General features: G+C 44.2%; 19 protein-coding genes. 9 read left to right on the plus strand and 10 right to left on the minus strand.

Going from position 1 to position 23,800, the window contains the following annotated elements; translation table 11 throughout:
- Positions 1 to 52: 52 nt before the first annotated feature.
- The 4 genes from FTU44_RS03280 to aspA form a co-directional block, all read right to left on the minus strand.
- Entirely contained in the window at positions 53 to 487 is a 435-nt protein-coding gene (locus FTU44_RS03280; protein WP_004646760.1) for an HIT domain-containing protein, read from the minus strand.
- A gap of 229 nt (positions 488 to 716) precedes the next feature.
- Positions 717 to 4,175, minus strand: a complete 3,459-nt coding sequence (gene mfd / locus FTU44_RS03285) for a transcription-repair coupling factor (protein ID WP_180049491.1) — start codon at positions 4,173 to 4,175, stop codon at positions 717 to 719.
- 123 nt (positions 4,176 to 4,298) lie between these two features.
- Complete coding sequence (locus tag FTU44_RS03290; protein WP_005171129.1) at positions 4,299 to 4,664, minus strand: hypothetical protein; 366 nt, start codon at positions 4,662 to 4,664, stop codon at positions 4,299 to 4,301.
- A gap of 130 nt (positions 4,665 to 4,794) precedes the next feature.
- Entirely contained in the window at positions 4,795 to 6,237 is a 1,443-nt protein-coding gene (gene aspA, locus FTU44_RS03295; RefSeq protein WP_180049508.1) for an aspartate ammonia-lyase, read from the minus strand.
- Positions 6,238 to 6,656: 419 nt separating this feature from the next.
- Between aspA and putP the strand changes: the two genes are divergently transcribed.
- The gene (gene putP / locus FTU44_RS03300) at positions 6,657 to 8,165 is read left to right on the plus strand and encodes a sodium/proline symporter PutP (RefSeq protein ID WP_005096756.1); all 1,509 of its coding nucleotides are present in this window, start codon (positions 6,657 to 6,659) and stop codon (positions 8,163 to 8,165) included.
- A 78-nt stretch (positions 8,166 to 8,243) separates the two neighbouring features.
- On the opposite strand, the gene FTU44_RS03305 is transcribed toward putP, so the two are convergent.
- The gene (locus FTU44_RS03305) at positions 8,244 to 8,738 is read right to left on the minus strand and encodes an Lrp/AsnC ligand binding domain-containing protein (protein ID WP_005096755.1); all 495 of its coding nucleotides are present in this window, start codon (positions 8,736 to 8,738) and stop codon (positions 8,244 to 8,246) included.
- Between the two features lie 119 nt (positions 8,739 to 8,857).
- Between FTU44_RS03305 and putA the strand changes: the two genes are divergently transcribed.
- The 4 genes from putA (at position 8,858) to FTU44_RS03325 (ending at position 15,310) form a co-directional block, all read left to right on the plus strand.
- A complete protein-coding gene (putA, locus tag FTU44_RS03310; RefSeq protein WP_180049493.1) occupies positions 8,858 to 12,610 on the plus strand; it encodes a trifunctional transcriptional regulator/proline dehydrogenase/L-glutamate gamma-semialdehyde dehydrogenase in 3,753 nt (1,250 codons plus the stop codon).
- A gap of 184 nt (positions 12,611 to 12,794) precedes the next feature.
- On the plus strand, positions 12,795 to 13,877 hold the full coding sequence (gene trmA, locus FTU44_RS03315) for a tRNA (uridine(54)-C5)-methyltransferase TrmA (protein WP_005096751.1): 1,083 nt from the start codon (positions 12,795 to 12,797) through the stop codon (positions 13,875 to 13,877).
- Between the two features lie 243 nt (positions 13,878 to 14,120).
- Positions 14,121 to 14,345 carry a hypothetical protein gene (locus FTU44_RS03320; RefSeq protein ID WP_005096749.1) on the plus strand — a complete coding sequence of 75 codons (225 nt, stop codon included), beginning with the start codon at positions 14,121 to 14,123 and terminating at the stop codon, positions 14,343 to 14,345.
- 404 nt (positions 14,346 to 14,749) lie between these two features.
- Positions 14,750 to 15,310: a lecithin retinol acyltransferase family protein gene (locus tag FTU44_RS03325; RefSeq protein ID WP_034608524.1), complete on the plus strand. Its 561-nt coding sequence runs from the start codon at positions 14,750 to 14,752 to the stop codon at positions 15,308 to 15,310.
- 82 nt (positions 15,311 to 15,392) lie between these two features.
- On the opposite strand, the gene FTU44_RS03330 is transcribed toward FTU44_RS03325, so the two are convergent.
- On the minus strand, positions 15,393 to 16,304 hold the full coding sequence (locus tag FTU44_RS03330; RefSeq protein WP_005096746.1) for a bestrophin family protein: 912 nt from the start codon (positions 16,302 to 16,304) through the stop codon (positions 15,393 to 15,395).
- Between the two features lie 68 nt (positions 16,305 to 16,372).
- Positions 16,373 to 18,100 (minus strand): glutamine--tRNA ligase/YqeY domain fusion protein, encoded by a 1,728-nt coding sequence (locus tag FTU44_RS03335; RefSeq protein ID WP_180049495.1) that lies wholly within the window; start codon positions 18,098 to 18,100, stop codon positions 16,373 to 16,375.
- Positions 18,101 to 18,522: 422 nt separating this feature from the next.
- On the opposite strand from FTU44_RS03335, the gene FTU44_RS03340 reads away from it, so the two are divergent.
- Both FTU44_RS03340 and FTU44_RS03345 read left to right on the plus strand, forming a co-directional pair.
- Complete coding sequence (locus tag FTU44_RS03340; RefSeq protein WP_005171140.1) at positions 18,523 to 19,032, plus strand: peptidylprolyl isomerase; 510 nt, start codon at positions 18,523 to 18,525, stop codon at positions 19,030 to 19,032.
- Positions 19,033 to 19,142: 110 nt separating this feature from the next.
- The gene (locus FTU44_RS03345; RefSeq protein WP_074382842.1) at positions 19,143 to 19,862 is read left to right on the plus strand and encodes a UDP-2,3-diacylglucosamine diphosphatase; all 720 of its coding nucleotides are present in this window, start codon (positions 19,143 to 19,145) and stop codon (positions 19,860 to 19,862) included.
- Positions 19,863 to 19,892: 30 nt separating this feature from the next.
- Here the strand turns inward: FTU44_RS03345 and FTU44_RS03350 are convergent, their stop codons facing one another.
- Positions 19,893 to 20,111: a hypothetical protein gene (locus tag FTU44_RS03350; RefSeq protein ID WP_005096740.1), complete on the minus strand. Its 219-nt coding sequence runs from the start codon at positions 20,109 to 20,111 to the stop codon at positions 19,893 to 19,895.
- 732 nt (positions 20,112 to 20,843) lie between these two features.
- Between FTU44_RS03350 and nfsB the strand changes: the two genes are divergently transcribed.
- Both nfsB and FTU44_RS15150 read left to right on the plus strand, forming a co-directional pair.
- Positions 20,844 to 21,497, plus strand: coding sequence for an oxygen-insensitive NAD(P)H nitroreductase (gene nfsB / locus FTU44_RS03355; protein WP_100357137.1), 654 nt, complete (start codon positions 20,844 to 20,846; stop codon positions 21,495 to 21,497).
- A gap of 106 nt (positions 21,498 to 21,603) precedes the next feature.
- Positions 21,604 to 21,831, plus strand: coding sequence for a hypothetical protein (locus tag FTU44_RS15150; RefSeq protein WP_005096738.1), 228 nt, complete (start codon positions 21,604 to 21,606; stop codon positions 21,829 to 21,831).
- Here FTU44_RS15150 and FTU44_RS03365 read toward each other — a convergent pair.
- Positions 21,794 to 22,648: a DMT family transporter gene (locus FTU44_RS03365; protein ID WP_005096737.1), complete on the minus strand. Its 855-nt coding sequence runs from the start codon at positions 22,646 to 22,648 to the stop codon at positions 21,794 to 21,796. The genes FTU44_RS15150 and FTU44_RS03365 overlap by 38 nt on opposite strands.
- Before the next feature lie 85 nt (positions 22,649 to 22,733).
- A complete protein-coding gene (gene fba / locus FTU44_RS03370) occupies positions 22,734 to 23,774 on the minus strand; it encodes a class II fructose-bisphosphate aldolase (RefSeq protein ID WP_005096736.1) in 1,041 nt (346 codons plus the stop codon).
- Between the last annotated feature and the right edge of the window lie 26 nt (positions 23,775 to 23,800).

Here is a 23,800-nt window from a genome sequence, read left to right on the forward strand (position 1 = left end):
TCACTCCCTGAAATCCGCAATCGTTCATAGATCTCGGAATACTTGGGGCTAATCAGTCCATACGCCAGTCAAATGGCATATCGCCTTGACCACGTAGCGCCAGCATGAGTGTTTGACGCATATGTGCTAATACTTCACTGCTATAAGGAACAGCTGGTGTACCCCAAACAGGCTTCGGCCATGCTACATCGTTCTGATAACGAACCACATGATGAAAATGCAATTGCGGAACCATATTGCCCAATGCCGCGACATTCATTTTATCCGCACGGAAAACACGTGCCAGCTGGCTTGATAACCAGCTTGATTCACGTAAAAACTGCTCTTGGTCAGCTTGGCTCAATTCATATAATTCAGAGACACCCGGCACACGTGGAATCAGGATCAGCCAGGGAAATTGCATATCATTCATCAAACGACATGTTGACAAAGGAAAGTCGCCTACAAAAAAAGTATCTTGAGCAAGTTGTGGATGCAAACTAAACATATCTTTATAAATGATGCAAAATTAGAATGATGGCTAATACTAACATATCCAACCGAAGCTGAATATTGAAAGCAATGGGTTTAAAGACAAATTCTCATGATTTGTTGCAAGGCGCATCACGAGAATTTGTTCGAACATTTCATTAAAAAAAGCTGGTTTATCATTCCTGAAAATTTCAATGAAAATGAAATGTATCATGAACTTTCAAACTGATTTAGTCTAAATCAAATTAGCCCACTTCTTTCAATAGACTGTCCAGCAAATCCTGAATAAACTGAATCCGCTTTTGGTAATCTTCCAGCATGACCATGACCTTAAGACGTTGCCCGCCATTCATCCGGAAATAGGTTGGATGTTTCTGCATCATCTGGATAATGGTCATGGCCTGAACCGGGGTATCTGGCGCGAATTCCACATGCCCACCTTGAGCACTAATATCAATTTTGGTGATGCCAAGCTGCTCGGCTTTGAGACGAATCTGATGCACGGCAAAGAGCTGTTTGACCGGTTGTGGCGGTATGCCAAAACGGTCGATCAATTCCATCCGAATATTGTCCAGCTTCTCCTGAGTATCAGTATTACTGATACGCTTATAGAACAACAGACGCTGATGCACATCTCCGAGATAATCATCCGGAATGAGCGCTGGCATATGCAGGGTAATTTCTGCGGTCAATGACAAGGGTGCATCGAAGTTTGGGGTTTTACCTTTTTGAATGGCTTTGGTGGCTTTTTCCAGCATTTCCATATACAGGCTATAACCAATCGCCTGCATTGAACCGCTCTGCTGTTCGCCGAGTAATTCACCTGCCCCGCGAATTTCCAGATCTTCGGTGGCCAGCATAAATCCGGCCCCCAAGGTCGAAGCACGCTGGATCGCATCCAGACGTTTTTCGGCATCGCCTTTTAAGGCTTTTAAAGACGGCACCATTAAATAGGCATAGGCCTGATGATGCGAGCGCCCGACTCGGCCACGGAGCTGATGTAATTGTGCCAGGCCCAGTTTGTCAGCACGTTCAATCAAAATGGTATTGGCATTTGGGACATCAATCCCGGTTTCAATAATGGTCGAACAGACCAGAACATTGTATTCCTTGTGATAGAACTGCTGCATCACCTGCTCCAGTTCACGTTCACGCATCTGGCCATGTGCCACAATCACCCGGGCTTCCGGCACCAATGTACGAATATGCGCTGCGGCACGGTCAATCGTATCGACTTCATTGTGCAGGAAATAGACCTGACCACCACGCAACAGTTCACGCAGAATCGCTTCTTTAATGGTGTCATCGGTATGTTCTTGCACAAAGGTTTTCACCGCAAGACGGCGTGCCGGCGGTGTGGCAATAATCGATAGATCACGCATGCCACTAAAGGCCATATTTAGTGTACGCGGAATTGGAGTGGCTGTCAGGGTCAACATATCGACATCGGCACGCATCGCCTTGATCCGCTCCTTGTCACGTACTCCGAAGCGATGTTCTTCATCGACAATCATCAGGCCAAGATTTTTAAACTGGACATTTTCCTGCAAAATTTTATGCGTACCAATCACGATATCCACTTTCCCTTCGATCAGGTCGTCAATGGTCTTGCTATGTGCTTTGGAAGAACCGAAACGTGACAGCACTTCAATCCGGACCGGCCAGTCGGCAAAGCGGTCTTTGAATGAATCATAGTGCTGTTGTGCCAGCAAGGTGGTCGGCACCAGAATCGCCACCTGCCGGTTATTCTGTACCGCAACAAATGCAGCACGCATCGCCACTTCCGTTTTACCAAAGCCGACATCACCACAGACCAGACGATCCATCGGCTTGGCTTGTTGCATGTCATGCAGCGTGGCTTCAATCGCATTGGCCTGATCCAGCGTTTCTTCATAGGCAAAGCCACTGGCAAACTGCATATACAGACTTTGATCAATTTCAAAACTGATGCCGGGTTTAGAGACACGGCGTGCCTGAATATGCAGCAACTCGGCCGCAACATCATGAATCTGTTCCAGCGCTTTATGTTTGGCTTTATTCCATGCATCTGTCCCGAGCTTATGCAATGGTGCCAGATCCGGATCACCACCGCTATATCGGCTGATTAAATGCAGATTGGTCACCGGCACATAGACTTTGGCCGCATCGGCATAATCCAGCTGCAAGAATTCATGATCCTGATCATCAATACTTAAAGTGACCAGACCGGCATAACGCCCCACTCCATAATCGATATGCACCACAGGCGCGCCCATGGTCAGTTCAGTCAGACTGCGGATCAGAAATTCTTCTGAAACTTCCTGCTGACGTTTACGGCGGCGTTGTACCACGCGATGTTCATAGAGCTGGTTTTCAGAAATGATACTGACACGATCGGTCAGCACCAGACCACGCTCTAATGGCGCATTGGTAATCGCAATCGCATACAGGGAGGTGATAAAGCTCTCAAAGTTATCAACCGTCGGAATATCACCCAGACTTGGTCGTAACGCATCTTTTAAGCTTTCACGGCGTCCGGCACTTTCGGCCACCAGCAGCACCGGATGATTGGCCTGATCGATATATTTTTTGACTTCAATAAATGGTTTTTCACGTTTTGGATCGACAGGCAGACGTGGTGGCAACTGGGTATCGAGGTTCAATACGCCGGCTTTTTGGTCAAAAGGCGTTTGGGCGGCAATAATACGTGCAAATTGATTCAGCTGCTCCAGAACCTGATTGGTCTGAAAGAACAGGCTTTCAGGCGGCATGATCGGCTGATCGACATTGTGGCGACGATCTTCATAACGGCGCACCACATCTTGCCAGAATTGGGTCAAACTCTCATCTAAAGCCCGATCTGTAATGACAATGCCATTCTTAGGTAAGTACGAAATCAGCGAACTTTGACCTTGCATGGCTTCAGCGCTAAAAAACAAGGGCAAATAGAACTCGATTCCCGGTGAAACAATGCCCTCCATCACATCCAGATAGATCGGGTTTTTCTTTGGATTGGCAGTCGGGAAAAATTCGGCATAGCGGTCACGGAACGTCGCACGGCCTTCCTTGAGCGGAAATTCTTGTGCCGGCAATACGGTAAACTGCTGCAAACTTTGCGTGGTGCGCTGAGTTTCGGAATCAAAAAATTTCAGGCTTTCAATTTCGTCATCAAACAGGTCGATCCGAATCGGTGCTTCCTGCCCCGAGGCATAAATATCCATGATACTGCCGCGTACCGCAAATTCACCCGGATCATAAACCGTATCGACCAGATAATAACCGGCCTGAATCAGCTTTTTCTTCTGTTGTTCCAGATCGAATTTCTGTCCGACGTGAATATCAAAATGTTCACCCAAAATCCATGAAGTCGGTGCGACACGCTGTGCCAAGGTTGAGGCAGAAAGTAACAGTACGCCAGTTTTTGGCATATTGGATAAAATCGCCAGACGTTCCGAGACAATATCCTGGTGCGGAGACAGGCGGTCATAAGGCAAAATTTCCCAATCTGGAAAAATCGTGGGTTTAATCCCATAAAATTCCAGTTCACTTTCCAGTTGACCCAAATGCTGGTTATTGCGTGCAATCACAATAAATAAACGCGATTGCTGCTGCACGATTTCTTTGAGCAACAATGCCGTCGAGGAACCTTGCAGATTGCCTAACCAGCGTTTCTCGCCTGCTTTGAGTTGTGGTAAATTGAGTTGGGAAATTTCTTGTTGGAACATGGATATAGCTTTAAAGTCTAAATAACCTGAGGCTTATACTAGCACGATGATCTCAGGATATTTTGTTATTTTTATGCAGTCTTGCCACATCCATACGCTTCGATTTCAAGCCACTTTTAACACTTATTTTTTCTCTCGCAGAAAGTTACGATAATAATCATTTAACTTCTTGAGGATCATTTTAAATTGCAGCAGGTTCTCTTCGGTATTTCCCAAAGTCACATTAAAACGCTGATGGGCAATTTCCAGATCAATCTTTTCATTGATCAGCATCGCGGTGTCGTATAAAGCTTTTAAATCATCAAACTGTTTTAGACGGCGATTGGACAAATATTCTAAGCGTGCGGCCAGTTCCTGATTTAAGTCAATGCCATCCACGATATAACCTGTGCCTTCGACATGCTGGATATTCTGCTCGTCTAAATATAACTGTGCAGCAGTCGGTTTATTAGTTTTAAATAATGCACTGATTTTATCAAACATCGCCATTTACCCAGCCAAATAAAGTTCAGACCCTAGTCTAGATGAAAATGCCTCAAATCCACATATCGAACTTGAGGCAAATTGTCAAAATCACAACAATCAGTTGAGTTGAGCTGTTTCAAGACAATTTATGCTATCAAGAAACCTGTTCGAGCTGACTCTCTGCTACAGGTATTTCAGACACCAGATTTTCAAATGCAAAGATTTCTTCTAATTGTGTTTCGCTTAATAAACCGAGTTCCAATACCACTTGCGGCACGGTTTTATTTTCACGCATACATTGTTTACCAATTTCATCACATTTGGCATGCCCCAGAATCGGCTCAAGTAAGGTCACAATCCCGACACTGCGCATGACCGAACTTAAACAGATTTCTTCATTGGCCTGAATGCCAGCAATACATTTCTGATTCAGGGTTTGCATGCCTTGAGTCAACAATTGAATCGACTCATTCATGGTCAGGGCAATCACAGGTTCCATCACATTCAGTTGTAACTGCCCAGCTTCCGCTGCCATAGTAATGGTCAAATCATTACCGATGACCCGGAAGGCAATCTGATTGACCACTTCCGGAATCACAGGATTGATTTTTGCCGGCATAATTGATGAGCCTGCTTGCAATTCCGGTAAGCGAATTTCAGCCAGACCTGTACGTGGTCCCGAGCTAAGCAAGCGCAAGTCATTACAGATTTTGGACAGTTTCACTGCCAGGCGTTTTAAACTGCTCGACAAGATAATAAAGACACCACAATCACTGGTGGCCTCGACATAATCTTCTGCACCTTTTAAAGGCAGTCCTGTGAGTTGAGCCAGCGTTTCTACAACGCGCTTGGCATAACCCGGCGGCGTGTTTACCCCAGTCCCGATCGCTGTTGCACCTAAATTGACTTCCAGCAATAACTGGCGCATCTGCTCAATCAGTTTTAAATCTTCCTTTAATAAAGTCGCAAAAGCCCGGAATTCCTGCTCCATGGTCATCGGGACGGCATCTTGCAACTGGGTACGCCCCATCTTGATCACATACTGAAATTCGGCTGCCTTCGTATATAAACAGTCAATCAATGCTTTGAGTACGGCCAATAAGTCATTCAGACTGCTATAAGTTGCCAAACGCAAAGCCGTCGGATAAACATCATTGGTCGATTGCGAAGTATTGACGTGATCATTTGGATGCAGGATGTGATATTCGCCTTTATGATGACCTAAAATCTCTAAGGCAATATTGGCAATGACTTCATTGGCATTCATATTGATTGATGTTCCGGCACCACCCTGATAAGGATCGAGCGGAAATGCAGCTTGCCAGTTTTCAGGATGCTGAATCAATTCATTACATGCTTTTTGAATCGCAGTACTGGTTTGCTCGGATATTTTTTGAAAATGCAGGTTGGTCTGTGCCGAAGCTTTTTTGACCTGGGCCAATGCACAAATAAAATGTGATTGTTGCCCTATCGCCAATCCTGAAATCTGGAAATTTTCGATGGCACGTAAAGTGTGAATCCCATAATAGCTGTGTAATGGGATCTGTTTTTCCCCCAATAAGTCACGTTCAATGCGGGTCGGTTCGATTTGCAGCATATTGTCCACTAAAAAATACCTTGGCGATGCACCGTATTTGGTGTGGTCTCAATATGAGCAAACAAATACAGAGCGAATAGGAGGACTTTAACCTAAATTTGCTACGATTTATTACCAATACAGTAAAGCTGTGAGTTTTGTAAGATCATGTAAATAAAAAGCTAAAATTTAAATCTTTTAATCGCTTATCCTGAATTAGCTTGTTTTGCCTCAATCCAATACTTTATCTCTCGCTGTTAAGTGGCTTAACTTTCCTTAAGTTCCATCTAGTTAAATTGGTATTTACAATAAACATACATAAAGGCTGTGTAAATGTTACAGAGTGTAATTTTTAAACCGTGCTTGAATCACTGCCTTGTGATCTCCGTACAAAAAATCATCTGGAACGATGGTTTCCATATTTACAGGATGCCCTGCCTATGACTTATTTAAATCCGACCCTGATTACCTTCATGTTTTATATTATCGCCATGATTGCAATCGGTTTATATGCTTACCGTGCAACCTCCAATTTTGATGAATATATTTTAGGTGGACGTAGTCTGGGCAGTGTCGTTACAGCTCTTTCCGCAGGTGCATCAGATATGAGTGGCTGGCTGCTGATGGGTCTTCCGGGCGCAATTTACCTGTCTGGCCTGTCAGAAGCCTGGATTGCCATCGGCCTGATTATCGGAGCGTGGCTAAACTGGTTACTGGTGGCAGGTCGTCTACGGGCGCATACCGAATACCAGAATAACGCCCTGACCCTGCCAGATTATTTCACCAGCCGTTTTTCCGACCGCAAACGCATTTTACGGGTCTTGTCTGCCTTGGTGATTCTGGTGTTCTTTGCAATTTATTGTGCCTCGGGCATGGTCGCAGGTGCACGCCTGTTTGAAAGCCTGTTCGGCTGGAATTACACCACGGCGCTTATCATCGGTGCGATGGCGACAATTTTATATGTGTGTATTGGTGGTTTTCTGGCGATCAGCTGGACGGATACGTTTCAGGCCGGTTTGATGATCTTTGCACTGTTGCTGACCCCGATCATTACCTTCCTGGCCTTGGGTGACAATAGCCAGCAAGTGAGTGTCATCCTTGAATCTGCCCGTCCACATGCGTCCAGTATGCTTGAAGGCTTAAGCGTGGTGGCGATTATTTCCAGTCTGGCCTGGGGTTTGGGTTATTTTGGTCAACCGCATATTCTGGTGCGCTTCATGGCAGCAGATTCAGTGAAGACCATTCCTGCTGCACGCCGTATTGGCATGACCTGGATGATTCTGTGTCTAGGCGGCGCAGTGGCAGCTGGTTATATCGGGATTGCCTATTTCACCGTTAATCCAACATTCGCCTCGGTGGTGAACCAGAACCCTGAAACCGTGTTTATGGAATTGACTAAAATCCTGTTTAATCCATGGATCGCTGGCATCGTACTTGCAGCTATCTTGGCGGCGATTATGAGCACCTTGAGCTGTCAGCTTCTGGTCTGTTCAACCACCCTGACTGAAGATTTATACAAGAGCTTCCTGCGCAAAAATGCCTCACAAAAAGAACTGATCTGGGTCGGTCGTGCTATGGTTTTAGTGATTGCGTTAATTGCGATTGCCTTGGCGATTAATCCGAACAGCAAGGTTTTAGGTCTGGTGGCTTATGCCTGGGCAGGCTTTGGTGCAGCATTTGGCCCCTTGATTATCTTGTCTCTGTTCTGGAAGCGTATGACCCTCAACGGCGCGATTGTCGGCATGCTGGTCGGTGCGGTGACGGTAATCGTCTGGAAAAACTATATGGGTGATACCGGCCTGTACGAGATTATTCCCGGTTTTATTCTGGCTACCCTGAGTATCGTGATTGTCAGCTTACTGGATAAGGCACCGAGTGATGATGTGGTACATCGTTTTGAAATGGCCAAAGCTGAATATCAAAAAGAAATGGCTGAAATGAAAAAATAGTCTGGATATTCAATACAATAAAAGGGACTTTCACGTCCCTTTTATTGTTTTTTAGATTAGTCGTTAATAAGCTACAAATTATTTAGATTTTCCCGGTATTTTTAGATGGATCTGCTGACTTTCTTTAATCACCTCCATCACCGGATAACTGCGTGTTTCCTTGATCCCGGGCAGTTGCCACAAGATTTGCCCGGAAATTTTACGGAATTCATCCATATTGGCGCAGCGGATTTTTACCACGAAATCGAAACCACCACTGATCATATGACATTCAATAATTTCTGGAATCTGCCGGACTGCATGGGAAAACTCATCTAAAACATTCGGTGTGGTTTTATCCAGTAAAATCTCTACAAAAACCACAAAAGCGTTATTGAGCAGATTTGGATTCAGACGGGCTTCGTAGCCCAGAATATAGCCTTCTTTGCTCAGTTTCTGCACCCGCGCCAGTGCCGCGGTCGGCGATAAATTTACCAGTTCAGCCAGTTTAATATTGGATAATTTGGCATCGGATTGTAATAAACTCAGGATACGAATATCTATACGGTCTAGGCTTAAATAAGGAGGCTGCATTAGAATTATTCTCTAAAAAATGTAAAAACTATAGTGAGATATTCGTCAAATATTCTGTGATTATAGATTAAAACTCGTTAGCCCCGCTAGATCTGATTGCAGCAGTACAGGATGTCACTATGCCGACCACACTAAGCCCCACCTATGGTTCAGATGCCATGAAGCAGCCAAATTATATCGCCGAATTCAAAGATAAAAATGAATACGAACAACGTATCAACACTGCATGGCGCCGTGCGGAAACTGAATGCGTCGAAGAACTCTTGCTGCATAGTGAAATTTCCTCCGAACTCAGCGACAAGATTCAAGCGCTTGCCTTTGATCTGGCGCATTCCTTGCGTGAACGTAAAAATTCAGGCGGTAAAGCGGGCATCGTACAAGGATTATTACAGGAATTTTCCCTATCTTCTCAGGAAGGCATTGCCCTGATGTGTCTGGCCGAAGCCTTGCTGCGTATTCCAGACAAAGCCACGCGTGACCTGCTGATCCGCGACAAGATCAATCAGGGCAACTGGAAAGAACATCTCGGTCAAAGCCAGCTGATGTTTGTCAATGCCGCAGCCTGGGGCTTGATGCTGACGGGTAAATTAATGGAAACCCCACAGCAAAAAAGCCTGTCCAGTTTATTAACCGGCCTGTTGGCGCGCAGTGGTCGCGGCATTATCCGTAAGGCCGTCGATGTTGCCATGCGCATGATGGGCGAACAGTTTGTGACGGGTGAAACCATTGATGAGGCGCTGAAAAATGCAGAACGTCTGGAAGAAAAAGGCTTTCGTTATTCCTATGACATGCTTGGTGAAGCAGCACTGACCGATCCGGATGCGGAACGCTATTATCAGGATTATCAGCAAGCGATTCATGCCATCGGACAAGCCTCGCAGGATAAAGACGTTTATGATGGCCCGGGCATTTCCATCAAACTCTCTGCCCTGCATCCGCGTTATCAGCGCGCACAGGTCGATCGGGTACATGATGAACTGTATGGAAAAATGCTTAAACTCGCGGTCTTGGCGAAACAGTACAATATCGGTTTAAACATTGATGCCGAAGAAACTGATCGTCTGGAAATTTCCTTGCAACTGCTTGAACGCCTGTGTTTTGAGCCGCAATTACAAGACTGGAAAGGCATTGGCTTTGTGATCCAAGCCTATCAAAAACGCTGTTTCTATGTGGTAGATTATATTGTTGATCTGGCCAAACGTAGTCAGAAACGCCTGATGATTCGTCTGGTCAAAGGTGCCTATTGGGACAGCGAGATCAAGAAAGCACAGATTGAAGGCATGTCGGACTATCCGGTATTCACTCGTAAGGTGCATACCGATCTGTCTTATATCGCCTGTGCGCGCAAATTATTGGCTGAACCGGATTATATCTATCCGCAATTTGCCACCCATAATGCGCAAACCGTGGCCACGATTTATCAACTGGCGCAACCTGAGCAGTATTATGCGGGTCAATATGAATTCCAGTGTCTGCATGGCATGGGCGAACCTTTGTATGAAAATGTGGTTGGCGACAAATCGGCGAATAAGCTCGGTGTACCATGCCGCATTTATGCCCCAGTCGGCAATCATGAAACCTTGTTGGCTTATCTGGTGCGTCGTTTGCTGGAAAATGGCGCAAATACGTCTTTCGTCAACCGGATTGCCGACAAAACCCTAAATATCGAAGATCTGATTGAAAATCCGCAGCAAACGATTTTAAAAGCTGCACAACAGGAAGTCGTGATCGGTGCCAAGCATCCGCATATTCCTTATCCGCAAGATCTGTATGGCACACGTATTAACTCATCGGGTCTGGATCTCGCCAATGATGCAGAGCTGAGCGCCTTAAATGAAGTCGCTGCCAGCCTGAAAAACACACAATTTCAGGCAGCAGCCATGGGAACGGCGTTTACAGTGAGCGATACCAGCAATGCAGTGCAAATCATCAATCCGGCACAACATCAGGATGTAGTCGGTACAGTCTATGAAGCGACTCAGGAACAGGCTGAAATTGCCTTAACGCAAGCTGTCAATGCACAAGGTTTCTGGGCCAATTTGCCAAAAAATGAGCGAGCAGCCTGCTTAAATAAAGCCGCGGATCTGATGGAACAGCGTTTGCTGACACTGATGGTGATTCTGTCCCGTGAAGCTGGCAAAACCTATGCCAATGCCATTGCCGAGGTCCGGGAGGCGGTAGATTTCTTGCGCTACTATGCCGGTCAGATGTTGGATTTAGCTGAAAATACACAGATTCAACCTTTGGGTACCGTGCTGTGTATCAGTCCATGGAACTTCCCGTTGGCAATTTTTACCGGCCAGATTTCAGCAGCGCTGGTCGCGGGCAATACCGTCATCGCCAAACCGGCAGAACAGACCCCGCTGATTGCTGCACAAGCGGTGCAGATTTTATGGGAAGCGGGCATTCCGCAAGACGTCTTACAGCTCTTGCCGGGTCAAGGTGAAAGCATTGGTGCGCAGCTCAGTGCAGATTCACGCATTCAGGGTATCATGTTTACCGGCTCAACCGAGGTCGCTCATATTCTGCAAAAAACTGTAGCAGAACGTCTGAACCAGTTTGGCGAAAGTGTGACCCTGATTGCTGAAACCGGCGGTCAAAATGCCATGATTGTCGATTCATCTGCATTAACTGAGCAAGTGGTGCTTGATGTGGTTAATTCTGCCTATGACAGTGCCGGCCAGCGTTGTTCTGCTTTGCGTGTGCTCTGTGTGCAAGAAGATAACCTGGATGCTGTGCGCACGATGCTCAAAGGTGCCATGCAGCAGTTAAGAGTCGGCAATCCGATTTTATTAAAAACCGATATTGGTCCGGTGATTGATCTTGAGGCCCAGCAAAATATTCAGACGCATATTCAGCAGATGCGCAGCAAAGGTCACAAAGTCCATCAACTGATGTTTGACCAAGATGAGACTGAATTAACCCAAGGCACCTTTATTCCGCCAACATTGATTGAACTTCCAAACCTGAACGATCTGGAGCGTGAAGTCTTTGGTCCGGTGCTGCATCTGATCAGCTATAAATATGGTGAACTGGAACAGTTATTGGAACAGATCAACAGCAAAGGCTATGGTCTGACCATGGGCTTACACACACGTATTGATGAAACCATACAAACCGTGATTGCGCGAGCAGAAGTCGGTAACTTGTATATCAACCGTAATATCGTCGGTGCAGTTGTGGGTGTTCAGCCTTTCGGTGGTGAAGGCTTGTCCGGTACTGGCCCTAAAGCTGGTGGGCCGCTTTACATCTACCGTTTAATGCAGCAGCTTTCCGAGAAGAAACTGGCGCAGCCTTATGCCATGCGATCTGATCAAGCCCCTATTGAACACAAACCAGTCCAGGAATTTAAGGCTTGGGCCTCTAAAACTTTCCCCACAATCTCCTTAAAAGCACCCAGCCAGATTGCGACCGGACAAAGCTTTAGTTTGCAAGGTCCAACCGGCGAAGAAAACCAGTACATGATCCTGCCACGTGAAAGTGTTCTATCTTTGGCGCACACCGAGCAAGACCAGATTCAGCAAATTTTGGCCATTTTATCGGTCGGCAGTCGCCCTGCAGTATTGGCTGAAAATACTTTTGTGCTGAAATATCTACAAACAATGCCAAAAGCAGTTGCTGCCCGATTCAAAGTGATTCAAGACATTGAAAGTGGGGAATTTGATGCTGTATTACATCATGGTGATGCTGCGGAATTGATTGATTTACAGAAGCGTATTGCGGCTCGAAAAGGCCCCATTGTAGGAATCACGCATTTAAACTCAGGCAATCATGACATTCCGGTGGAGCGATTGGTGCTTGAACGGGCCATTAGCATCAATACGGCAGCAGCCGGTGGCAATGCCAGTTTGATGACGATGAGTCATCTCTAAATTAATCGAATCATCTTGTCATTTTTCTGTTCATGATTTCCTCTTTACGGCCAAATTTTTCTCCTCAGAGGGTTTGGTCTTTTTTATGCAGTTTTTAAAGCCGCTCAGCCACAATAGGCTTAGGCAGATCAGCAATTATTTGCTACCATTTGCGCTTTAAAATATTTGCGACTTCTTACTGCATATGACTTCATCTTATCAGCAACAACTCGATGCCAAAATTGAACGCATCAGCGCTCAGTTTGCCGAATATCAACCACCTGCCCTCGAAGTATTCCAGTCTCCTGAAAAATATTTCCGCATGCGTGCTGAATTTCGGATCTGGCATACTGAGGATGACATGTTCTATGCCATGTTCGAGCGCAATGAAGATCAACAGAAAAAAGTCATCCGCATTGATGAATTTCCGGTTGCAGACCTCAGTATCAATCAGTTGATGCCTAAATTACTGCAAGCGCTCAAAGCAGATCCAGTATTATCGACACGTCTGTTTGAAGTACATTTTCTGGCGACCTTAAGTGGTCAGGTTCTGGTTTCTCTGATTTATCATCGTAAATTGGATGAAAGCTGGGAACCGGCAGCCAAAGCACTGGCAGAACAGTTAAATATCAAGTTAATTGGCCGCAGCCGTGGACAGAAGTTTGTCCTGTCTGATGAATATGTGGTGGAAGAACTTTCTGTTTTTGATCGTACCTATCAATACAAACAGATCGAAAGCAGCTTTACCCAGCCGAATGCCCAAGTCTGCCAAAACATGCTGGAATGGGCATGTGATGCGGCAGAGCAATCTGATCAAGATTTGCTGGAATTATATTGTGGTAATGGTAACTTTACCCTGCCACTCTCGACCAAGTTCCGCCGTGTTCTGGCAACCGAGTTAGCCAAATCTTCAGTCTATGCGGCTGAGTGGAATATTGAGCAAAACCAGATTGAGAATATTCAGGTCGCGCGTCTTTCTGCAGAAGAGTTCACCCAAGCTTACAACGGCGAGCGTGTGTTCCGCCGCCTGCAAGAAGCCAATATTGATCTTGCGACTTATGACTTTGATACGGTATTTGTCGATCCACCGCGTGCCGGTATTGATGATGAAACGCTTAAACTATTACAGCGCTTCCAACGCATTATTTATATTTCTTGCAATCCAGACACATTGCATGACAATCTGAAACAGTTGTCTCAAACCCATAAAATCAGCAAATTCGCTATGTTTGATCAATTTCCATATACACACCATGTAGAAACGGGCGTATTGTTAGAAAGAAGATAAAGAATTTGTTTCAATTTATTTTCTTGTTACAAAAAAGGAGTTTTTCGAAATTCCTTTTTTTATATCTTAAATCATTAACTTAATAACAAATTATCATTTGTACAGCTAAAAATATCGTTAGCTCTTTGAGCTTCAATCGGAAATTTTAAAGACTAACTGCTGCTTTTATCACATAGGTCCTATTGCTTTATTTATTTAATTGGCTATATTTCACTCTATGTTAGGTTGTTGTATGAAGGCTCTATGAGTTTTTGGCAAAAGTTGTTTTCTGTGGAACAACACAATGAACACAAGAATCAGATTGCTTGTGTAGAAAATGATTGCTCTTTCAAGACAAATGAACAGCTTCTTGAAGCTTTGTCTAAAGCAACTGATGAAGAGATCATCATCGGAATCAAAAAGGTTCTTGTATCACGCGGCTATAGCCGTAAGGAACTGAATGAACTTCAACACTTGCCCTTGCAGTAATCGGCAAAGGCTCTAGCCTGATCAAAAAAAGCACTTGTGTAACCAGGTGCTTTTTTTATATCTGTCGCTTTAATTACATTGAAGAAGAACCAAACTTAGAGAGTTCAATTGTATAAATCCGACTACACAACCTTCTGCCTTCTGTTGAGTAATTGGTAATAAATCTGAACACTTCTTCCTCTCACTTTTTCTGATTTTATTGAAATGTAAAAGTTAGCTTAGGCTATTTATAGGTGTTACTGAACAGATGTTCATCTGAATTCTGCCATACAGGTGATCAAGTCACTTGCTGCATACGCCTATTGCTTGTCTGCCTAAACTCAAGCAAAGCGTCGATTAATTTAGCAAAAGGCAGTACACTTGCTATTAAACTACAATGCTTTTTTAAATGGCTTAATTCTGATATGCAACAGACTAAACGGTTTCCCATAGGAGCACATCTTATGGTTAAACATTTCGGTTATACCCATCATGGGATATACGCTGGACGTGGTCGTGTTATTCATTATTCGGGCTTTGCACATTTATTCAAGAAACGCCCCATTGAAATAACCTCTATTGAAAAATTCAGTCATGGCAAAGCGATTCATGTGCAACATTATGACTCGGCGAAATATAAAGGCCGTAAAGTTGTGCGTCGCATGCGTTCCAGAATGCATGAAAATAATTATCATTTAATTATCAATAATTGCGAACATCTGTGTACTTGGGCGATTACTGGCGTAGAAAGCAGCCCGCAAGTGATCTATATGATGAATCGCCTGACCACGATTGGTTATATCAGCTCGATGATGAGCTTCATGAACAGCATGTTTCTGACTCTGACCACGACGAGTTTTGCCTTGGCCTTGTACATCAAGAAGAAGCTTAGAGATAAAGCCAATCTGCGTTTGCAACAATACCGTGAATTGCAAGATCAGGCTAAAACGAAAGTGTCAGACCTGACTAATCTTAAACATCGTTAATTTAAAGCTCAGCCTGCCGATGATTTTTTGTTAGTAAGAAATTTTGAGTTCGGGTTTAAACTTTGATATTAAAAGGAACAGATCAGGTTAAATAACCTTTTTTGGCCTGAATCGCTTCAGGTAAACCTTTACCCAAAGAGCTTAAGGTTTCCCGTTCTACCAGTCGTACCATTGAATCGAGTGGCAGATCATTATCCTGTAGCCCAAAAGGCTCTTCTAGCTCAGCACTGAGCTCATCTAGGCCTAAGAGCATATAAGCAATCAACCCGACCAGAATCGGCGTCCACAGGCCCAGATTGGCCTGCAAACTAAAAGGCAAAATAAAACAGAACGAATACACTGCACGATGTAACAGTACCGAATAAGAAAATGGCAATGGCGTCGACAGTATCCGGTCACAACCGGCCTGAATATTGCCCAAGGCCACAGTATGCTGATTCAAATTGTTATAAATAATATCGCTGATGTTGCCCTGCTTATATTGCTGAACCAACTCCTTTTGCATCTGTTCCAGCACCCATTGTGAAGGATTGATTTGCACGAGCAACTGATCGAATGCCATATTTTCAAAATGCGTGGTTGTTTGGTAATGCTGAATACTTTGTACTTGCTGTCTGAGCCGGTCACGCAACAGATGGCTAAACAGCATCATGCGATATAACAAGACCTCGCGGGTCTGATCATCCAGCACATGGCTGTCCCGGCATAAATGACGTGTGGTGGCGATTAGCGCTCCCCAGAGCTTGCGCCCTTCCCACCAGCGCTCATAACATGCCGTATTTCTAAAGCTGAGAAAGATCGAAAGAATCACACCAAAAATGGTAAAGCCGATTGCGGGTACGGCAGGAAGATTCACAAAATGTGCCTGACTCAAATAGACCAGTAGGCCGGAAATAAAGACCACCAAGACTAAAGCCGGCAATACCTTAGGCAAAATTGTGCCCTGCCAGGCAAACAGTAAACCGATACTATTGTTTTTATCACGCACAATCATGGCATTTTCCCTGCTGTATTGAAAAAGCCCAACCGAAGTTGGGCTTTTAATATCTGATTTAAACCTGATTATTTGCCTGGCTTGAAACTATCTTTCAAGTCAAGAATACGGTTAAATACTGGTTTCTTGCTATTATGATCGTATTGATCGGCAACGAAGTAACCTTCACGCTCAAACTGGAAGCGATCTTCCGGTTGAGCTTGCGCCAATGCCGGCTCAATCACGGCTTGAACCACCTTTAATGATTCAGGGTTCAGGTTGGCCAGGAAGTCATCACCCACTTCAGGATCCGACTCAGTGAACAGACGTTCATAAATACGGACTTCGGCAGGCACACCTTTAGTCGCAGATACCCAGTGAACCACGCCTTTCACCTTGCGGCCTTCAGGGTTCTTACCCAAAGTTTCAGGATCAATCGAACATTTCAGCTCAACCACTTCACCATTTTCATCTTTAATGACTTCATCACATTTGATCACATAGGCATGACGTAAACGTACTTCACCACCTGGAATCAGACGTTTAAAGCCTTTTGGTGGTTCTTCCTCAAAGTCTTTACGGTCAATAAACAGCTCAGTGGTTAAAGGAATCACGCGTTCGCCCATGTCCACGTTCGGATGACGTGAATGGGTCAGATCCATATCGGCTGGCAAGTTGCTTAAGGTCACTTTCAGTGGATTTAACACGGCCATACCACGCGCTGCGGTATTTTCCAGAGACTGGCGGATGCAATATTCCAGCATCGCGACATCGACAATACTACCATCCACTTTCGATACACCGACACGCTGGCAGAAATCACGCAGACCTTCAGGTGTAAAACCACGGCGACGCATACCGACTACAGTTGGCATACGTGGATCGTCCCAACCATTCACATAAGCACCTTCAACCAGTTTACGTAATTTACGTTTCGAGGTGATAGTGTAATCCACATTCAAACGGCTAGATTCGTACTGACGTGGCACAGATGGTGATTTAACCTTTGCCACCACCCAGTCATAGAACGGACGGTGATCCTGGAACTCTAATGTACAAAGCGAGTGGGTAATGCCTTCAATCGCATCAGACAATGGATGCGCATAGTCGTACATTGGATAAATTTTCCATGTATCGCCCGTCTGATGGTGCGCTGAATGCAAAATACGATACAAGATCGGATCACGCATATGTACGTTCGGTGAGGTCATATCGATTTTAGCGCGTAAAACAGCCTGACCTTCAGCATATTCGCCGCTACGCATCTTCTCAAAACGTTCCAGATTCTCTGCAACAGTTGCATCACGTTGTGGCGAGTTCTTACCCGGCTCGACAAAATTACCGCGGTTTAAACGGATGTCTTCGGGGCTTTGTAAATCCACATAGGCATCACCCTGTTCAATCAGCTGAACCGCCCATGTATAAAGTTGATCAAAATAGCTCGATGCATAGCGCGGCTCGCCCTCCCACTGGAAGCCCAACCATTTCACATCATTGGCAATACCATCAACATATTCCTGTTCTTCAGCATCCGGATTGGTATCATCAAAACGAAGATTACACACCCCCTGGAATTCTTCAGCAATCCCAAAGTTCAAGCAAATTGCTTTCACATGGCCAATATGTAAGTAGCCATTTGGCTCAGGCGGAAAACGCGTGACGATCTGTTGGGTACGACCAGCGGCTAAATCATCCGTAATGACCTGACGTACAAAGTCCAAGCCCGGTTGTTGTTCTTGCTGCTGCACTGAATCGACTGCATTGTTCTTTTGGGTCGGGTTCTCGGGCAGAGATGTCACAACATCATTTGGCTTCATGATCAATCATTCACTTCTAAAGTTAAAAAGGGATTAACGAATATTTAATCGCACAGGTTGTACGCATATTCATTATCAAAGTTCCTTAGTTTAACTAGAGGTGAATAATCTCTCAACCGCTAACTATGGTATTTGATTTCAATTCACCCATTTTAAAAAATGAAAATACGGCGAGTTGCCTGAAACTAAAATATCAGTGCCTGTACAAGCAGTAAAATCATTAATTTACGCCAATTCAAAATAGGGTGCCTGATAGGGCAATATCTGAAATGCCTTGATAAATCAACGTATAAATAAGGTACTATTTTTATGCTTTTAACAAAGAAAATAATGTTTTTACTTGCCTAGTCGATTGTAGTTTGCTTATGCTTCACTCATTCAGAAAAAACCATGGCACTCGTCCATGATTAGGAGATTACACAATGAGTTTTCCTCAAGTCGAATTAAACACCAATAAAGGTCGTATTGTTCTTGAACTCAATGCTGAAAAAGCACCTAAAACAGTGGCTAACTTTTTAGAATATGTGCGTGACGGTTTTTATGACGGCGTAATTTTCCACCGTGTGATTGATGGTTTCATGATCCAGGGTGGTGGTATGGATGAAAACTTCAAAGAAAAAGCGACCCGTGATGCAATCGAAAATGAAGCAGACAATGGCTTAACTAACGATTTGGGCACAATTGCCATGGCGCGTACGCAAGCTCCACATTCTGCATCTGCTCAATTCTTCATTAACGTTGGCAACAACGCATTCCTTAACCATTCTGGTAAAACAGCACAAGGTTGGGGTTATGCAGTATTTGGTAAAGTGACTGACGGCATGGACATTGTCAACGAAATTAAAGGCGTTCGTACTGGCAACCGTGGCTACCACGCTGATGTTCCACTAGAAAATGTGGTTATTGAGTCTGCAAAAATCATTTCTGAATAAAAAACGTCCTCTCCGTTCTTTATGAGTTTTAAAGCGATGCTTTAAAACGGTGTAATGGAAAATCCCTCATATAAATGAGGGATCTAGAGAGGAATAAAAGGAAAAGATTCGTGACCTATCTGTTTATCTCAGATTTACATTTGTCACCTGATCACCCTCGACTTGTTCGGGGGTTTTTAGATTTATTGACCGAATATCAAGATCAAAATACCCGATTGTATATTTTGGGTGACTGGTTCAATGCCTGGATCGGTGATGACTATACAGCCCCATGGCTGGACGAAATTATCACTGCCTTAAAACAGTTTATTCAGGCTGGCAATCAGGTATATTTTCAGGCAGGCAACCGGGATTTTGTTCTCGGCAGCAAGTTTTTAGCTCAATTTGGCGGAAAGCTGCTTCCTGAGATAGACCAACTGAACATTGCAAGAACACGTTTTCGCCTGGAACATGGTGATGCACTGTGTACCGATGACATCGCTTATCAGCGCTTTAAAAAGATTATCCGGCATCCACTTCTGCTAGGCTTATTAAAGCGTACACCGCTGTCTTTCCGTAAAAAATTAGCCAATGGCTTTCGTCAGCAAAGTCATCAGGCGCAGCAGTTTAAAAGCTATGAAGTGATGGATGTTAATGATCAGGCCGTTGAGCTGGCATTACAAGACGTTGACGTATTGATCCATGGCCATACGCATCGCGCAGCCATTCATCCGCTAGGTCAGAAAAAAAGAATCGTACTGGGTGACTGGAAGGAAGACAGTGCCGAGATACTGGAAATTCAGGAAAACCAAGATTTCGAGACCCTAAAACTAAAAAAGTGGCGATATTAATCGGCCACTTTTTTTAAGATATGTGTTTGCTTAGCACAGACGATAAAGCTTATTCACACCGGTATAGAAACTTTTACCATCAAGGTTAAACAGAATTTCTTCACCTGTTTGTAGCTGGATCATTTTTCCAACTTCTACCCAGATAAAACCATCCTGAGTGTTTTGCTTACGCTTTAAAGGAACCAGTTTAACATTAATTTCGCCACCATTTACGGCTGTAGCAGTATGCCATTCATTTAATATATTCAAAATATTTACTCATAAAATGAGCTTTTTGTGACTGTACAAAGAGATTAAGAAAACCAAATTTGTATAATAATTCTGTAGTTACTAGATGTTATTCAAGCTCAAGCTTGAACCAAAAGTGAATCACAATTAGCTAGAAATAATAAAAGCGGGAACTATACCCGCTCGAAGTATCTATAAGTATACATGCTTATTTAATAGAAAGCAAACATACATTGTCATTACAAATAAAGATTAACCCTATTCTTTTAAATAATTATTTTGCACACTTTATCAGCGCTATTCTCTAAGCTGTTTTTCGTACAAATTGTTCCTCTTTGTAGCGGTTCATTAACATTCACTTGGATTTAAATAACCAGATTATTCCTGATAGAAAATAAAAATCTCTACAGCCTATTAACTCAGATTCATTTCCGGCATTTTACAGTCCAATCCACCACGCGATTTGCTGCCAGGTCTTCAGTTTATCTTTAAAATAATTGTAAACCGCATTCACTGCCCCATTTGCACATTGCCGGCGATACTTACTCTTCCACGCTTCTTGCTAAAAAATGCCAATAGACAAAAACCGGGTTTTCATCTGATTCAACACTAAGTTTTGCTTGAATCTATATCAAGATCATTAAACAACAGACTTTGCCTGATGCTGTTTTATTGTAATAATCTCCAGATCTGAAAATTTTATAGATCCAGAGCATCTACCCTCATTTTATTTAAAAAAATTGGAGTCCATTGATGGATTTACTCAAGATCACACAGACCCGCTATGCCACCAAAGCCTATGATCCTAGCAAGAAAATCCCGGCAGCCCAGTTTGAACGTTTATTAGAAGTTTTGCGTTTTGCACCTTCTTCGATCAATATTCAGCCTTGGCATTTTTTTATTGCCGATCATGATGCCACCAAACAGCGCATTGCCAAAGCTTTGATCGGTACTTATGCCTACAATGCACCCAAAGTTCTGGATTCTTCACATACTATTTTATTTTGCACCAAAGCCGATATTAATGAGCTGCATCTGGAAAACTTACTGAATCGCGATGATCTCAGCGGGCGTTTTAAAGATGAATCGGCCAAAGAAGGCCAGAAAAATACCCGTGCAGGCTATATTCATTATTATCGTAATGAAAAAGGTGATATTCAGCGCTGGGCTGAAAATCAGACCTTTATTGCGCTCGGTCAGATGCTGTTGGCTGCCGGAATTGAAGGTGTCGATGCCACACCAATTGGCGGCTTTGATGAAGAGATAATTAGTGAAGAATTACAACTCGCAGAACAGGGTTTAATTCCCTCTGTCTTGCTGACTTTGGGTTATCGCAGTGAAAATGACTTCAATGCCAAACTGCCGAAATCACGTCTACCTGCTGAAGACATTTTCACCAAACTGTAAGGATTTTATGCTATAAAAGGGGCCAGGCGCCCCTTTCCATATCAGTTCGGGCCTATTTTTTGCTTTATTTAATTGTCATCCAATAGAATAACAATAGAGGTCATCTATGTCGCTCCTTACCTCCAAATCCCTGAAATTTGCATGCCATCATTGCGATAAAATTTATCTCCAACACTATAAAGATCAACAGCATCGTTATCCGCACTGTCCTGACTGCCAACAGGCGGGTTTACTGCTTGGACTGGCCGAGGCAGGCGACCTGCTGCGACATCCGATTGAATTTGCATCGTCTTATGTCAAACAGACATTGCATAAGCTAGGCAAATCACACTAGTGAGACCTAGCAGTAAACCCGCGGCACTTGCAGGTTTGAGTCGCTCTTTAAAGAACATCAGACCTGCAATGACTCCAAATACCACCACCAGAATATTCATGCCAGCAAAGACAATTGCCGGCGAATCCTTGAGCAGCATATGAGCTTTGACATAAAACGCAATATTGGCAAAATTCAGCACACCCAATAACAGACCAGCGCCGATATTCTGTATCGACCCCAAGCTTTTATATTTAAGTAGTAGATAGCCCATCGACATGATCAGAGCGCAAATAAACATCAGATTGAGTGCAACGGCGAACTGCAAACCTAAACTGGTTGTATATTTTAATAATACATCAATCAGTGCATAACCCACCCAGACCAGCCCCAGATACAACATGCCCTGACTGCCCTGTCCTGATCCTTGCCGATGTGAAAATAAAATACACAGCACTGCGCCAATACCTAAAGCGATCCCGAGTATTTTCAGCTGATTAAACTGTTCCTGAAAAATAAAATAAGCCGCCGCCAGTGACAAGACTACAGAAAGCCGCTGGGCGATTTCTGTTTTTAAAATTCCAGCGCTTTCCAAGGCTTTGGCCAGCAACAGAAATACGCTCGGAAGCAAAATACCCAATGCCAGAATGAGGAACCATGGTGTCTGGCTTGGCGAAATATGCTGGATATCCGGCTTAAACCAGAAAAAGCACAACAAGCTGGCGGTGGCATAATTCCAGCTAATCATGTGGATCGGACTCAGCCCTCTGTTTTTGGCGACTTTTAATAATATTGAGACCACAACGCTACACAGCGCTGCTGCGAAAATCAGTTCCATATGCTGCTCTTATTCTTGGTATTTATCAGTCTACAAAAAAGCCCACATTCGCTGTGGGCTTTTTCTATAAATGATTCACTGGGAATTATTTATTATAGTACGACACCATTTTCTCTAAAGAAATTGGGCGAATCTTGTCTGCATTACCGGCAGTACCAAATGCTTCATAACGATCGATACAGATTTGCTTCATGGCATCAACCGTTGCGCTGAAGAATTTACGAGGATCGAATTCGCTTGGTTTTTCTGCCATCATACGACGCATTGCACCTGTAGATGCTAAACGCAAGTCAGTATCGATGTTGATTTTACGCACGCCATGTTTGATCGCTTCAACCAGCTGCTCAACCGGAACACCATAAGTTTCCTTGATGTCGCCGCCATACTGGTTAATTACTGCCAACCACTCTTGTGGCACAGAGCTTGAACCGTGCATAACCAAATGCGTATTTGGAAGTGCCGCATGAATTTCTTTAATGCGGTCAATCGCCAGAATATCGCCTGTAGGTGGACGCGTAAATTTGTACGCACCGTGTGAAGTACCTACAGCAATCGCCAGCGCATCCACATTGGTATCTGCAACGAAACTACGTGCTTCTTCAACTGAAGTCAGGAGTTGAGAATGATCCAGTACGCCTTCTGCGCCCACGCCATCTTCTTCACCCGCCATACCTGTTTCAAGGCTACCTAAACAACCGATCTCACCTTCTACAGAAACGCCACATGCATGTGCCATTTGAACCGTACGACGAGTCACATCAACGTTGTATTCGTATGAAGTTGGGGTTTTGCCATCTTCACCAAGTGAGCCGTCCATCATCACTGATGAAAAGCCGAGCTGGATTGAACGTTGGCAAATGTCAGGGCTGGTTCCGTGGTCTTGGTGCATTACCACTGGAATATGTGGCCATTCTTCAATTGCAGCCAAAATCAGGTGACGCAAGAACGGAGCGCCTGCATATTTACGCGCACCCGCAGATGCTTGTACGATAACAGGTGAATTGGTTGCATCTGCTGCAAGCATAATTGCACGCATTTGTTCTAAGTTGTTTACGTTAAATGCTGGTACGCCGTAAGCATGTTCGCCGGCGTGATCCAAGAGCTGGCGCAATGAAATAAGAGCCATAATATCCTCCCAGTGAATGCCACATA

Source organism: Acinetobacter sp. YH12105, assembly GCF_013419095.1.
Classification (GTDB): Bacteria; Pseudomonadota; Gammaproteobacteria; order Pseudomonadales; family Moraxellaceae; genus Acinetobacter; species Acinetobacter pseudolwoffii.